We start from the raw sequence: 14,164 nt of genomic DNA on the forward strand, positions 1-14,164 counted from the left end.
CATCAGCAAACTTTTTTTACGCTTTTTGACCCTATTACCAAAATACTAAACCGACTGACTACGCCATGACTCAATCTCCTTCCAGTGCAGATGTTCTCTTTTTGTTAGTGGGTGCCTGTATGGTACTTGCCATGCATGCCGGCTTCGCATTTCTTGAAGTAGGTACAGTTCGCGCCAAGAACCAAGTCAACGCCTTGGTCAAAATCATCACCGATTTTGCTGCCTCGACGCTTGCTTACTTCTCGGTAGGCTACGCATTAGCGTATGGCACAGGCTTTTTCCATGATGCTGCGACGCTTTCGCTTGATCACGGCTACGGGCTGATAAAGTTCTTCTTTCTGATGACCTTTGCGGCCGCTATCCCCGCCATTATCTCCGGCGGCATTGCCGAGCGTGCTCGCTTCTACCCTCAGTTTACCGCTACCTTGCTGTTGGTAGGCATTGCCTATCCTCTCCTTGAAGGCGTGGTCTGGAATGGCAATTTTGGCTTGCAGGACTGGTTAGCCGCGCACTTCAGCTATGCCTTCCATGATTTCGCCGGCTCCATGGTAGTTCATGGGTTTGGCGGATGGGTGGCATTGATTGCGGTGTTAAATCTTGGCCCGCGTCGCGGACGTTATTTGCGTCAGGGCGCGGTAGCCGCACATCCCCCATCCAGCATTCCCTTTCTTGCATTGGGCGCCTGGGTGCTGACCGTAGGATGGTTCGGCTTCAACGTGATGTCAGCACAGACCCTTGACGGCATTAGTGGCCTGGTGGCGGTCAATTCATTGATGGCGATGGTGGGCGGCATCCTTGCTGCCATGGTCTTCGGACGCAATGATCCAGGTTTTATTCATAATGGACCACTGGCTGGCCTGGTTGCAGTATGCGCGGGCTCTGATCTGATGCACCCCTTTGGCGCACTGATTACCGGCGGCATGGCCGGTGCGCTATTTGTCACTCTCTTCACGCTGACACAAAATCGCTGGAAAATTGATGATGTGCTCGGCGTCTGGCCATTACACGGAATCTGCGGCGCCTGGGGCGGCATCGCCGCTGGCATTTTCGGTCAAAGTGCACTTGGAGGCTTAGGCAATGTCAGCTTTATGTCCCAGCTGATCGGTACTGCGGGAAGTATCTTGTTTGCCACTATTGCCGGTCTGATTATCTACGGCGGGCTCAAAGCCATGGTTGGCATTCGACTGAGTGAGGAGCAGGAATTCGAAGGCGCTGATCTCAGCATTCATAAGATTACTGTCACTCCACGCGGCGAATGATAGTAAACGCCCGGGAGGCTCCGGGCGTTCTTAACGCACGACACGCTTGATAATATTCAGCCTTGGCCAGAGCGAGGCCCAGTGCTTATCAGCAATGCGCTGACGATAGGCCTTTTCATTCAAGGCTATATCATTAGGTGCGACTCGCAGCGACCAATTCTCAGCAAGTCCAAACGGCTCAATGAAGTGTAACTGCTCATAAGCGTCAAGACGCACACCCACACAGGTCGGACGCTCAACCCAATGCGCAATCGCATCTCGACTGTCCCGGTAAGGGCTATGCCCATGCTTCACATGCATGCGCGCCTGGTTGCGTACTTCCCAACATGTCTCGGATATACAGGCATTGAGCTGTCTTTCAAAGTGCTGCTCAGTAGTCTGTGTTACATCGTTTCGGTCATGATAGATCACATCGATATCGTTAAGCGGAGTACGCGTGCCATGCTGGTAATCCCAAATGGCATTGCGCAGGAAGCCCGCCGCTATCCATCCATCATGTAGCTCTAAGCTCCTTACGGCACGCAAGCATGCCATCCGCCAGGGGTCATTGCGCATCAGCGCCGTCGTGGCTTCAAGTGCAGCGGCATCAGTCAGAATGGACTGTGGTAATGTCGCCATTGGCGAAGGCCCAGAGATGATGGATATCTTCAGGCAGCGTTCGGCCCAGTGAGAGTTCAGGCAGTGCATCAAGTGCGAAGAACTCAGCGGCCTCGGTCTCGATATTCTCGACGAAGCTGCCGCCAACGTAGTCGCACAGATAAAATAACTTGTAGATATGATCCGGCGTCACCGGACGATAGGGGTGCAGGCTGCGGTCCTTAAGCATTGCGAGACGCGGATTTTCCGCCAGATGACCCGACTCCTCCTGGATTTCGCGCAGTACACCGAGAGAAGGGCTCTCGCACACGTCGGCCCAACCGCCCGGCAGCGTCCAGCGACCGTCGCTCATCTCCTTGACCAATAGGATTTTACCTTCGTGAAATACCGCGCCACGTACATCAACCTTGGGCGTGGCATAACCACGGTCAGGGATAATGAACTCTTCGACTTTCTCGACCGGCACATCGGCCAACACTGCGAACATCTGATTGGTCAGCGCTTCAAGCTGGCGAAAGCGCTCGAGTTCGTACTTGTTCTGGGTATAGGTCTGCCCGGTCTGAGCAATTGACCTGAGCTGCTTGGCGAATTCGACCCAATCATGCATGACAAAACGTTTCCTTCACATCAGACGATGAATGCATAAAAGGAAAGGAGCTGAACGCTCCTTTCCAGGCTAAAGGTAATATTTGGCTTGCACACTGTAGAGTCACGCAGCCTCAATCAATATCAGGCTTTGTCTGACGCTCCAGCTCCAAGGCCATGTCCTCTTCAAGCCCCAGCGCAGTCGCGAAGTGGTTAAGCCATTCGCGCTCATCGGCATTTTGTTCGTTAATCATTGAGATAGCGGCAAGGTACATTTCTATCGCTGCCTGCTGGCTATCCGCCTCACGCGCCAACGCTTCAATACTGGATGGAGACTGAATTTCACGCTCGATCAAGCTATTGAGTTCGCCATCCGCTCCCATCTCAGTGAAGCTATCGGTTATCTGATGCATCTCGGCATCATCAATATGTCCATCGGCATTTGCTGCTGCAATCATCGTTCTAAGAATCGCTAAACCACGCCGCTCCTGATCGTCAGGGCCCAGCAGCTCGAACGGAACCCCCTGCGGTGCTTCAGCAACGTCACGTCCTTTCTCCTGCTGGCGCTGACGATAGCGCTGCCATGCCTGCCAACCGAACTTGCCTGCCTCAAACAGCAAACCATACTTAAACAGCGCACCGCTTAATAACCTTCCGCGTTTGCTACCCAGTAACATCCCCATGGCGCCACTCTTGAGTATTCCTTTGGCCCCAAAGCCGCCTGATGATTTGCCGCTGCCGGAGCGGGAATTATTGGCCTGCTTTAGCAGTTGCATCAGTAAGTATCTGGCGTTCATATCCTCTCCTTGGAAATGAATAAGTGGCTATCCTCGTCATCGTGCTTACTGACATTCTAGTAGAGGACAGCCATTTCAGCCTGTATGAGCATGTTGCGTAGCAACGCTGCCCAAAGCATCAACCTATTTCCAGCAGCACCTCACCCGGAGTGACGCGATCGCCCTTTACGACATGAATAGCCTTGACGATGCCGGATATGCGCGCCTGAATTTCAGTCTCCATCTTCATGGCTTCGGTAATCAGCACAGCCTGGCCCTCCTTGATCTCATCACCTTCACCCACCAGTACATCGACGATATTACCAGGCATTGACGTGGTGACATGGCCCGGCTCCGTCGCACGCGCGCGTCCGGCTTTTTCGCCACCGACAAACTGATCCTTGGCGTCAAATACCACCTCCTCCGGCATGCCATCAAGCGTGAGATAGACCCGACGCTTACCGCCATCGTTGCTACCGACGCCAGTGATTTGAACTTCATAGGACTCACCGTGCACATCAATCACAAATTCAGTCGGTACACCTTCGGTCACCGGCCGGTTAGCGCTAGTTGTCGCTGCACTGGGAATCGGCTCAGGTTTGAGCGTCCCCGCCTCACGCTCCTGGAGAAATTTTTCACCCAGATCAGGGAACATGGCATAGGTCAGCACATCCTCATCGCTCTTGGCGAGCGCACCGATCTTTTCTTTTAGACGCGTCATTTCCGGGCTGAGCCGATCGGCTGGACGCCCCTCCTCGACCTGAGCGTTGCCTATCGCCTGGCGCAGCAGAGCTTGATCAACCGCGGCTGGCGCGTGGCCATAGCCGCCTTGCAGGTAGCGCTTGACCTCGTTGGTGATTGTCTTGTAACGCTCACCGCCCAGCACATTCATGACCGCCTGGGTGCCGACAATCTGCGAAGTTGGCGTGACCAGGGGGGGATAGCCGAGATCGGCACGCACCTTGGGGATCTCGTCGAAGACCTCACGGATCTTGCCCAGCGCGTTCTGTTCCTTGAGCTGGCTGGCAAGGTTGGACATCATCCCGCCCGGCACCTGATTGATCTGTACCGAGACATCCTCACGGGTAAATTCACTCTCGTAGCCGGCGTACTTCTTACGCACCTCATGAAAGTAATCGCCGATCTCCTTGAGTGCTTCGAGATCAAGGCCGGTATCGAACTCGCTATCTTTCATCGCCGCGACGAACGACTCAGTGGCGGGATGGCTGGTACCGCCGGCAAAGGCGGAAATACAGGTATCAATATGACGACAACCCGCCTCCACCGCCTTGAGATGACATTGTGCGGCAAGCCCAGCGGTTGAATGAGCGTGCAAATGAATCGGTACGTCTACCGCCTCGATGAGCGCCTTGACCAGATCAAACGTGGCATAAGGCGTCAGCAGCCCCGCCATATCCTTGATCGCGATCGAATCGGCGCCCATATCGATCAACGATTTGGCCTGATCGACATAGAGTTCGAGAGTATGCACAGGGCTCACCGTATAACAGATGGTCCCCTGCGCGTGCTTGCCTGCATCCTTGACGGCCCGCATCGCCGTTTCTAGATTGCGCAGATCATTGAGCGCATCGAATACACGGAAAATATCGATGCCGTTTGCTGCCGCCTTATAAACGAAGGCTTCGACCACATCATCAGCGTAGTGTCGATAGCCCAGTAGATTCTGACCTCGCAGCAGCATCTGCAAGGGCGTGTTAGGTAGCGCTTCCTTGAGCGTTGACAGACGCTCCCAAGGGTCCTCTTTCAAAAAACGCACGCAGGCATCGAACGTTGCACCACCCCACGCCTCAAGCGAATAGAAACCAATGCTGTCGAGCTTGCCGCAAATCGGCAACATGTCTTCGGTACGCATACGCGTCGCAATCAGCGACTGGTGGCCATCACGGAGCACAACATCGGTAACGTTGATTTTCTGACTCATCTTGCGCCTTCCTCTCATGCATTTAGTGATGAATATTCGTTTGTTATTCGTTACAGACCCGCATGTGCCGCGATGGCCGCCGCGATGGCCAATGCCACCCCTTCAGGGTGACGCTTAACCGAATAGTTCAAGAGTTCAGGGTGCGCAGGAACAAAACCGGTATCGAAACGGCCGCTGCGGAAATCGGGATGTTGAAGTATTTCCTGATAGTAAGGCGCCGTGGTTTTCACACCCTGGACACGCATGTCATTCAAGGCTCGAACGCCACGATTGAGGGTTTCTTCCCATGTCATACCCCACACCACCAGCTTTAGGCACATGGAGTCGAAATAGGGTGGGATGGTATAGCCGGTATAAATGGCCGTGTCGGTGCGCACACCAGGGCCGCCCGGTGCGTAGTAACGAGTAATACGACCGAAGGTGGGAAGGAATTCGTTTTTGGGATCTTCAGCGTTGATACGAAACTGGATGGCATAGCCATAATGGCGGATGTCTTCTTGACGGAACGCCAGCTTTTCACCGGCAGCGATACGGATCTGCTCTCGGACGATATCAACGCCAGTGATCTGCTCGGTAATCGTGTGTTCAACCTGCACCCGAGTGTTCATTTCCATGAAGTAGATCTCGTTTTCCTTGACGAGAAACTCCACAGTGCCGGCATTTTCATAGCCGACCGCCTTGGCTGCACGCACTGCCAGCTCACCCACATAGGCCCGCTGTTCGGGCGTAAGCTGTGGGCTGGGCGCGATCTCGATCAGCTTCTGGTTGCGGCGCTGGATCGAACAGTCACGTTCGAAAAGATGAATGGCATTGCCATAAGTATCCGCAAGTATCTGCACTTCGATGTGGTGTGGATCGACAATGCACTTTTCCATGAACACATCAGCACTACCGAACGCCTTGGTCGCCTCAGAGATGACACGTCCCCAGGCTTGTTTGAGCTGCTCAGCCGAATCACAGCGGCGAATGCCACGTCCGCCCCCACCAGAAGTGGCTTTCAACATGACCGGGAAGCCAATATGCTCAGCCAGCGCCAGCGCCTCCTCCACATTGGCCAGATTGCCTTCGGAGCCTGGAGTCACAGGAACGCTGGCTTCACGCATGGCCGCCCGAGCAGCCGTTTTATCCCCCATCTTGGCGATGACACTATCTGAGGGGCCAATAAAAGCGATACCAGCCTGCTTGCACACACGTGCAAACTCCGCGTTTTCGGAGAGAAAACCGTAGCCAGGATGGATGGCATCGCACCCTGTCTCGCGAGCCAAATCAACGATGCCGCGAGCATCGAGATATCCCGCTAAAGGTTCTTCGCCAACAAAATGGGCCTCATCGGCGCGTTTGACATGCAAGGAGAAGCGATCTGGTTCGGTATAAATCGCCACCGATCGTATCCCCATCTCTGCACAGGCCCGTACAATGCGTACCGCTATCTCGCCGCGGTTGGCGATAAGGAGTTTTTTGAACATGCTAGCGACCTCCGATTGGGCGGCCCCATTTCCTGCTGGCCATTGTTTTTTTATCAGTGTTATCACGCACCTCGACGCTATGAAGGCGCAGAACCAAAAGGTACTGGGCCTTAGACCAATAGAAAAGATGATATTTTTTTGCCAACCTATAACGTATTGCTTATAACTGCGCGGGAACGCCCATGTCCCGAATCAATTTACTGAATCGTTTGACCTTCCGGCAGCTTCAGGTCTTCCAGGCCGTTTATCTGCAGCAATCCTATTCGCGTGCAGCTGAGCAGTTGGGTTTAACGCAGCCAGCAGTCAGTGCTCAGGTACGCCAGCTCGAGCAGGCGCTTGAGCAATCACTGTTCAAATATGCCGGGAAGACGTTGCATGTTTTGCCTGCCGCAGATGCACTGGCTGAATCCGTCAGCGCCATCTTCGGTGAAGTATCCAGCCTACAGATGGCGTTATCGGAGCTGGCCGGTACCATTCGTGGCGAGTTGAATATTGCTGCGGTGAGTACAGCACAATATGTCGTGCCACATATCCTGGCGCGCTTTCGTGCTCGCTATCCTGAAGTTCAGCTTCGCCTGCGTGTTGTCAATCGGGGACAGGCGCTTGAGCGCCTCGCCGAGCGCCGTGATGACCTGGTCATCATGGGCATGGTGCCGGATGACCGGAATCTCACCTTCATTCCTATTCTCGATAACGAATTGATCCCCATCGTGTGGCCCGGCCATCCACTAATGGTTGCAGAACATCCTACGCTAGAGGATTTTGCACGCTACTTCGTGCTGATGCGCGAGCCGGGCTCAGGCACACGCAATGCCTTCGAAGCGTTTGCCGCACGTGCGCGCATCTCTCTGCCACATACGCTGGAGCTAGGCACTAACGAAGCGATTAAACAGGGCGTCATGGCCCATCTCGGCGTCGCGGTCTTGCCCCGCCTTGCCGTTCAGCTCGAGCTGGCTTCAGGTCTACTCGGCTCCCCTGCAATGCCGGACTTTCCCATCAGGCGTTCATGGTGTGCGGTGCATCCCAAGGATCGCTACCCAACGCCGGTGACTGAGCTTTTTTTGCGCTTTCTTCGTGAGCTGCTGCCTGAGCTCAATGCACATTTCAAAGCACCCCTTGTCGCGCTACCCGGCCCATCATTCGTATGCACTTCCTGACGAACGTGTTTCCCCTTCTTATAATTAACAGGCTATCAATATGTCATAATTATACAGTGGTCGCGGCGTGACATTGCCTGTTCTCCTGACCACACTTATTGACCATCATGTTATGAACCCAAGGAGTGGCCATGAAAGTTATCGCGACAAAGGGCAAGCCTGAACTGCCGGCTGAAGAAGCCTTTCAGGTTACCGAACGTGAGACTCCGCAACCGGGCGAGCAGGATCTGCTGGTGCGTATCGAAGCAATCTCGGTGAATCCGGTCGATACCAAGATCCGCCAGGGGGCGTTTTTGCCTGGAGATCAGCAGCATGTACTGGGCTGGGATGTGTCCGGCAAGGTTGAAGCCGTAGGCAGCAGCGTCTCGGCTTTCGCAGTAGGTGATCAGGTCTATTATTCCGGCGAAGTCGAACGCCCCGGTTGCTATGCCGAGTATCAACTCGTCGATGCTCGCCTGGCTGCCCAGGCTCCAAAGAGCCTCGAACCGGAAGAGGCGGCCGCCATGCCGCTAACGGCCCTGACCGCATGGGAAGCGCTGTTTGATAAATTGAAGTTGGAGCAAGGTAACGACACGCACAACGAGGAAACGCTACTGATCATCAATGGCTCCGGTGGCGTCGGCTCCATTGCCATTCAGCTCGCGCGTCAGCTGACCGGTATTAACGTCATTGCTACCGCATCACGTGAGCAGTCAAGTGAGTGGTGCCGCTCGATGGGCGCCCATGAGGTGGTCGACCACCATGATCTGGTCGCCAATATGCAGCGTGCTGGCTACTCGGAAGTCGATTATATTTTCAATTGTCATGACATCGGCGTTCATTGGGACAACATGAATACGTTGATTCGCCCGCTGGGGCACATCGTCGCCATTGCCGAGACAAAAAAGGAAATCGATCTTAACGCACTGCAAGGCAAGGCTGTCACCTTCAGTTGGGAATTCATGTTCGCGCGCCCTCTGCACGGCTATCACATCGAACATCAGGGTCAGGCATTGGCAACGCTTGCCAAGCATTTTGATGAGGGTCGCCTGCGTTCAACCATGCATGAAATCATTGGCCCGTTGACGCCAGAAAACCTTGGCCGTGCGCACAAGCGGATTGAAGAAGGGCACACCATTGGCAAGCTGGTCTTGACCGCGATGCCATGAGTCTCGTAGCAACTAACTAGATATGTTCTGCTTACGAGCCGTCTGGCCTTTTGGCCGGGCGGCTTGTTACTGAGATTTTATTGTTTTAGTCATGGCCATGACGCTGCGCCCTTTTTCTTAATGCCGGCAACGTTCTGGCGACAGGGGGAATCCGTAACAGCATTAATCCTACCGCGACTGCAGCGTAGCCACTCCACTGAGTCAAATCAGCACGCACAATCCAGAAGAAATGCAGCAGCACCAAAGCCAGTACGAGATAGACCAACTTGTGAAGCGCTTTCCAACGCTTGCCAAGCCGGCGCATCGAGGCACGATTGGAGGTTAGTGAAAGGATCAGCAGGATCAGTAATGCCAATGCCCCCACGATAATATAAGGCCGACGCTGCAACTCGGTGCCTAATGCACTCCAATCCAACGCCAGGATAAAAAGCAGATAGCACAGCAGATGTGCTAAGCCATAGCTAAATGTCCACAACCCCAATTGACGCCGAACAACGCTAAAGCCTTTCCAGCGGGTAAGCTTGGTTAACGGCGTCAGGCTCAACGTGATCAATAGCAGGACCAGTGCGCCCTGACCAAAGTTGAGCAGCAGATAGCGCCCCGGCTCTGGTCCCGCAGCATTCATAGCTACATGCCAAGCCCACCAGCCTACCGGTACCAGCGCTGCAATGAAGACCAGCGTTCGCCATAGCCACATCAGTAATATTTCCGAAGGTCCATGCCTTGATAAAGCCCCGCGACCTGCTCAGCATAACCGTTAAACATTTGCGTCTCGATCACGTTGGGTCTGAACAAACTATTGGGCAAACGCCGCTCGGTCGCCTGACTCCAACGCGGATGGTCAACTTCGGGATTCACGTTGGCATAGAAACCATACTCATTAGGCGCCAGCTTATGCCATGACGTCTCAGGCTGCTCTTCTACGAGTAAAATACGCACGATCGACTTGATACTCTTGAACCCATATTTCCAAGGCACGACCAGACGCAGCGGCGCGCCGTTCTGATTGGGCAATACACGGCCATACATGCCCACCGCGAGGAAGGCCAGCGGATGCATCGCTTCATCGATACGCAAGCCCTCTTCGTATGGCCAGTCGATCAGCGCAAAACGCGAATCCTGCCCAGGCATCTGTTTAGGATCTACGAGCGTCTCGAAACGCACATACTTGGCATTACCGGTCGGCCCCGCACGCTTGATCACATCGGCTAGAGGAATCCCCAGCCACGGGATCACCATCGACCAGGCTTCAACACAACGCAACCGGTAGATACGCTCCTCGAAGCGACTCGGCTGAACAATATCTTCAAGCGCATAGCGTCCAGGATTGGCCACTTCCCCATCGATCGTGACCGACCAGGGCACAGTATTCAATTTGCCAGCGTTTTGTGCCGGATCATCCTTGTCACTACCAAACTCATAGAAGTTGTTGTAATGCGTTGCGTCGTTAAACGGCGTGATTTTGTCTTCTGCAACGACAGCATCCCAGCGGGTATTGGCCAGTTTATCTTCAAACCATTGGGGCCCTTGCGCTTTAGCCACTTCGCTATAATCCGGCCCAGCCAGTGTCACACCGGGAAAGCTTGCCGCAAGTCCAAGTCCTGCAGCACCGGCCATGAAATGTCGGCGTGAGAGGTATACCGCTTCAGGAGTGACGTCATTTTCGCTGAGTGTCAGCCGGTTACGTGGCGTGATCAACATGGTTAACTCCTTTACAGGTAGGTGGCTCAATATTTACTGACCGTTACGCTACAGCATAGTTGCGCCATCTGATGGGAATGATGGAGTTTTATTATCCTGCCAGCGAACTTCTTTCTAAGCGGTTCAATCAGCGTGATTCAATTTCCGTACCCCAAGCGATCAACACATCCCGATCAAAAAGCACAACGCCCGGCCTAAAGACCGGGCGTTGAAAGAAGCTATAAACTGTCAGCGCATCATTTCACTTCGACACCATGCGCCTGTTTGTCTGCATGATAACTTGAACGCACCAACGGACCGGACGCGACATGAACGAAGCCCATCTCACGCCCCTGCTGTGCAAACCAGTCGAACGTCTCAGGATGTACCCAACGATCTACGGGCAAATGGTTACGCGATGGCTGCATGTATTGGCCAAGCGTCAACATATCGACATTATGAGCACGCAGGTCTTTCATCACCTCGATGACCTGCTCATCGGTTTCACCCACCCCCAGCATCAGGCCTGACTTGGTAAGCACTTCGGGACGGGTTTCCTTGTAGCGCTTGAGCAGATCAAGTGACCACTGATAGTCCGCACCAGGACGGACACGGCGATAGAGTGCCGGCACCGTTTCAAGATTATGGTTGAAGACATTCGGTGGCTCCTGACGCATGATATCGATAGCCACATCCATGCGTCCGCGGAAGTCAGGCACCAGCACTTCAATCTCGATTTCCGGGCTGCGGGCGCGGATTTCACTGATGCAGTTGTTGAAATGCTGGGCACCACCGTCGCGCAGATCGTCACGGTCGACGGAGGTAATCACCACATACTTCAAACGCATCTCGGCAATGGCTTCGCCCAGCTCACGTGGTTCATCTTCATTCAATGCATTGGGACGCCCATGCGCGACATCGCAGAACGGGCAGCGCCGCGTACAGATATCGCCCATGATCATGAACGTCGCAGTGCCGCCGTTGAAACACTCGCCCAGGTTAGGACAGGACGCCTCTTCGCAGACGGTATGCAACTTGTGCTTGCGCAGGGTCTGCTTGATTCTCGTGACTTCCTGAGAGATCGGCATGCGTACGCGCAGCCAATCGGGCTTCTTCGGCAACGTCTCGGTGGGAATCACTTTAACCGGAATACGCGCAACCTTTTCGGCGCCACGTAGCTTGACGCCGCGCTCGACGCGACGCTTTTGAGGTGTAGCGGTGGTCTCGGCCATCAGTTTTATCCTACTCGTCGAGAAGTTTCTGCCAGAACATCCGGCTCACCGGATGCGGCAATAAATGAAGTATCGCCCAGCTGCTGCGCGAGACACCGTACTAACCGCTTACGCTCAGCAGCCATGTCCGGCGCGGCATCAATCAAATCCCGCAGTTGTGTCATCGCCATACCAGCATAGCCACAAGGATTGATCCGCCTGAAAGGCGAAAGATCCATATCGATATTAAAGGCGATACCATGGAAACTGCTGCCGCGGCGAATACGTAACCCCAACGAGGCAATCTTGGCCTCGCCTACATAAACGCCCGGCGCATCGGACCGTGCTCGCGCTATTATATCATGTTCGGACAGCGCCTCGATGACCGCATTTTCCAATGCGTTGACCAGCGCTCGCACGCCCAGTTCGCGACGCCGTACATCCAAAAGCGGATAAAGCACAATCTGTCCGGGGCCATGATAAGTCACCTGACCGCCGCGGTCGGTCTGGATCACGGGAATATCACCCGCGCCCAGAACATGCTCACTCTTGCCCGCCTGCCCCTGTGTAAAAACAGGCGCATGCTCGACGACCCATAATTGATCTCGCGACGCCTGATCGCGTGTATCGGTGTAGGTCCGCATGGCCTGCCATACCTGCTCGTAGGGCTGTTGGCCAAGATAGTAAACATCGACGGTGTCAGTGTCAGCCATCAAAGCACCATATGTACTTGCCCGGTTGCTTTCAGGGCAGCAAAAAGTGCTTCAAGCTGTGGCTGTCCGGTCGCCACGATCGTGACTCGCAATGAGCGATACTTACCGTTGCGGCTGTCTTGGTGTGTGACACTTGACCGGTCAAACGAGGGAGCATGTTCTTCGAGAATGTCCAAGGCCATGACATGAAAGTCATTGGAATTGTTGCCGACGATCTTGAGCGAGTAATCGCACGGAAACTCAATCTTGGGCGGATTCTCGGATGTCGCTTTGGAAGGAGGCTGTGGGCTCATGATGTCCTGATGCGTATCATTTTCGATCAGTTTACTTAACTCCACTGCAAATAAAAACAAGGCGATTCGTCAATCGAATCGCCTTGCAAGCCAATCAGAAAAGCAGTCTAAACGATCTCACTCGAATAGGCCGTACACAAATTTCTGCACGCTGTCCCAAATGCGCTTGAAGAAACCGCCCTGCTCGACTGCCTCCAGTGCGACCAGTGGCTCTTCGTGAATGACTTCATCGCCTTGCACAACCTGTAGCGTACCGTACTGCTTGCCAGCCTCGATAGGCGCTTCCAGGTTCTGCTGCACATTCATACGTGCAGCCAGTTGATCATCATTCTGACTGGGTACAGTCAGATAGACCTCATGATCGACCCCAAGCTTGACCTGATTTTGCGCGCCGCCCCATACACGTGCTTCATTGAGTACTGCACCCTTGTCATAAAGTTTCTGCGACTTGTAATAGCGGAAACCGTAAGACAGCAGTTTCTGTGTTTCCTGAGCACGGGCTTCTTCAGAATTTGTGCCGAGCACCACAGCGATTAGGCGAGTGTCTTCCTGCTTGGCTGAGGCTACCAAGCAATAACCGGCTTCTTCGGTATGACCGGTTTTCAAACCATCGACGGTCTTGTCACGCCACAGCAGCAAATTGCGGTTAGGCTGACGGATGTCGTTATAGGTGAAATATTTTTCGGAATAAAGCTTATAGTGGCCGGGATAATCTTCAATGATATGACGCGCAATAATGGCCAGATCGTGAGCAGAGGAATAATGATCCGGATTTGGCAGCCCAGTGGGATTCATGAAATGCGTGTTCTTAAGCCCCATCATCTTGGCATGCTGGTTCATCAACTGGGCAAAAGCATCCTCGCTACCGGCAATATGCTCCGACATGGCCACACTGGCATCGTTTCCTGACTGGATGACGATGCCCTGCATCAGGTCATTGACACTGGCATAGGTGCCTACCCGCAAGAACATGCGCGAGCCACCCGTCCGCCAGGCATTTTCGCTAATTCTTACCTGATCATCGGGCGCAAGATTGCCCTTGTCCATTTCATATTCAGCAATATAGGCCGTCATCATCTTGGTCAGACTGGCCGGAGGGACACGCTCATCGGCATTATTTTCAACCAGAATGCGTCCACTCTTGGCGTCCATCAACACCCAGGCCTTGGCCGCCAGACTCGGGGGAGAAGGAATCATGCTACCAAGATCAGCAGCAAGTGCCGGAGTCGTTGCGAAAGAAACCCCGAGGACAGCCAGCGCTGTCAGTTTGCGCAAGCGGCGCAAGGATGATGCAAGAAATGTCATGTTACCCGTTCTCGTGTGACGTACTTTAGTCT

The 14,164-nt window shown here is 54.0% G+C and carries 14 protein-coding genes; 3 read left to right on the plus strand and 11 right to left on the minus strand.

What is annotated here, in order from left to right:
- Window positions 1–65 precede the first annotated feature (65 nt).
- The gene (locus C3Z11_RS06430) at window positions 66–1,259 is read left to right on the plus strand and encodes an ammonium transporter (protein ID WP_106477132.1); all 1,194 of its coding nucleotides are present in this window, start codon (window positions 66–68) and stop codon (window positions 1,257–1,259) included.
- A gap of 30 nt (window positions 1,260–1,289) precedes the next feature.
- On the opposite strand, the gene C3Z11_RS06435 is transcribed toward C3Z11_RS06430, so the two are convergent.
- From C3Z11_RS06435 to C3Z11_RS06455, 5 genes are all read right to left on the minus strand, one after another.
- Window positions 1,290–1,877, minus strand: a complete 588-nt coding sequence (locus tag C3Z11_RS06435) for a nucleotidyltransferase family protein (protein ID WP_262927275.1) — start codon at window positions 1,875–1,877, stop codon at window positions 1,290–1,292.
- Window positions 1,846–2,463 (minus strand): NUDIX hydrolase, encoded by a 618-nt coding sequence (locus C3Z11_RS06440; protein ID WP_106477133.1) that lies wholly within the window; start codon window positions 2,461–2,463, stop codon window positions 1,846–1,848. The genes C3Z11_RS06435 and C3Z11_RS06440 overlap by 32 nt, the downstream gene beginning before the upstream one ends.
- A gap of 112 nt (window positions 2,464–2,575) precedes the next feature.
- The gene (locus C3Z11_RS06445; protein ID WP_106477134.1) at window positions 2,576–3,238 is read right to left on the minus strand and encodes a tellurite resistance TerB family protein; all 663 of its coding nucleotides are present in this window, start codon (window positions 3,236–3,238) and stop codon (window positions 2,576–2,578) included.
- A gap of 118 nt (window positions 3,239–3,356) precedes the next feature.
- Window positions 3,357–5,159, minus strand: coding sequence for a sodium-extruding oxaloacetate decarboxylase subunit alpha (gene oadA, locus C3Z11_RS06450; RefSeq protein WP_106477135.1), 1,803 nt, complete (start codon window positions 5,157–5,159; stop codon window positions 3,357–3,359).
- Between the two features lie 50 nt (window positions 5,160–5,209).
- Window positions 5,210–6,625 (minus strand): acetyl-CoA carboxylase biotin carboxylase subunit, encoded by a 1,416-nt coding sequence (locus C3Z11_RS06455; protein ID WP_106477136.1) that lies wholly within the window; start codon window positions 6,623–6,625, stop codon window positions 5,210–5,212.
- 182 nt (window positions 6,626–6,807) lie between these two features.
- Between C3Z11_RS06455 and C3Z11_RS06460 the strand changes: the two genes are divergently transcribed.
- Both C3Z11_RS06460 and C3Z11_RS06465 read left to right on the plus strand, forming a co-directional pair.
- Entirely contained in the window at window positions 6,808–7,782 is a 975-nt protein-coding gene (locus C3Z11_RS06460) for a LysR family transcriptional regulator (protein ID WP_106477137.1), read from the plus strand.
- 131 nt (window positions 7,783–7,913) lie between these two features.
- Window positions 7,914–8,930 (plus strand): zinc-binding alcohol dehydrogenase family protein, encoded by a 1,017-nt coding sequence (locus C3Z11_RS06465; RefSeq protein WP_106477138.1) that lies wholly within the window; start codon window positions 7,914–7,916, stop codon window positions 8,928–8,930.
- Window positions 8,931–9,015: 85 nt separating this feature from the next.
- On the opposite strand, the gene msrQ is transcribed toward C3Z11_RS06465, so the two are convergent.
- From msrQ to C3Z11_RS06495, 6 genes are all read right to left on the minus strand, one after another.
- On the minus strand, window positions 9,016–9,627 hold the full coding sequence (gene msrQ / locus C3Z11_RS06470) for a protein-methionine-sulfoxide reductase heme-binding subunit MsrQ (RefSeq protein ID WP_106477139.1): 612 nt from the start codon (window positions 9,625–9,627) through the stop codon (window positions 9,016–9,018).
- The gene (gene msrP / locus C3Z11_RS06475) at window positions 9,627–10,631 is read right to left on the minus strand and encodes a protein-methionine-sulfoxide reductase catalytic subunit MsrP (protein ID WP_106477140.1); all 1,005 of its coding nucleotides are present in this window, start codon (window positions 10,629–10,631) and stop codon (window positions 9,627–9,629) included. The genes msrQ and msrP overlap by 1 nt, the downstream gene beginning before the upstream one ends.
- 236 nt (window positions 10,632–10,867) lie before the next feature.
- Window positions 10,868–11,842 carry a lipoyl synthase gene (lipA, locus tag C3Z11_RS06480; protein WP_106477141.1) on the minus strand — a complete coding sequence of 325 codons (975 nt, stop codon included), beginning with the start codon at window positions 11,840–11,842 and terminating at the stop codon, window positions 10,868–10,870.
- Window positions 11,843–11,847: 5 nt separating this feature from the next.
- A complete protein-coding gene (lipB, locus tag C3Z11_RS06485) occupies window positions 11,848–12,534 on the minus strand; it encodes a lipoyl(octanoyl) transferase LipB (RefSeq protein WP_106477142.1) in 687 nt (228 codons plus the stop codon).
- Window positions 12,534–12,827: an HP0495 family protein gene (locus C3Z11_RS06490; protein ID WP_106477735.1), complete on the minus strand. Its 294-nt coding sequence runs from the start codon at window positions 12,825–12,827 to the stop codon at window positions 12,534–12,536. The genes lipB and C3Z11_RS06490 overlap by 1 nt, the downstream gene beginning before the upstream one ends.
- Window positions 12,828–12,944: 117 nt before the next feature.
- Window positions 12,945–14,132, minus strand: coding sequence for a D-alanyl-D-alanine carboxypeptidase family protein (locus tag C3Z11_RS06495; protein WP_106477143.1), 1,188 nt, complete (start codon window positions 14,130–14,132; stop codon window positions 12,945–12,947).
- Window positions 14,133–14,164 lie beyond the last annotated feature (32 nt).

Source organism: Phytohalomonas tamaricis, assembly GCF_003012345.1.
Lineage (GTDB): Bacteria > Pseudomonadota > Gammaproteobacteria > Pseudomonadales > Halomonadaceae > Phytohalomonas > Phytohalomonas tamaricis.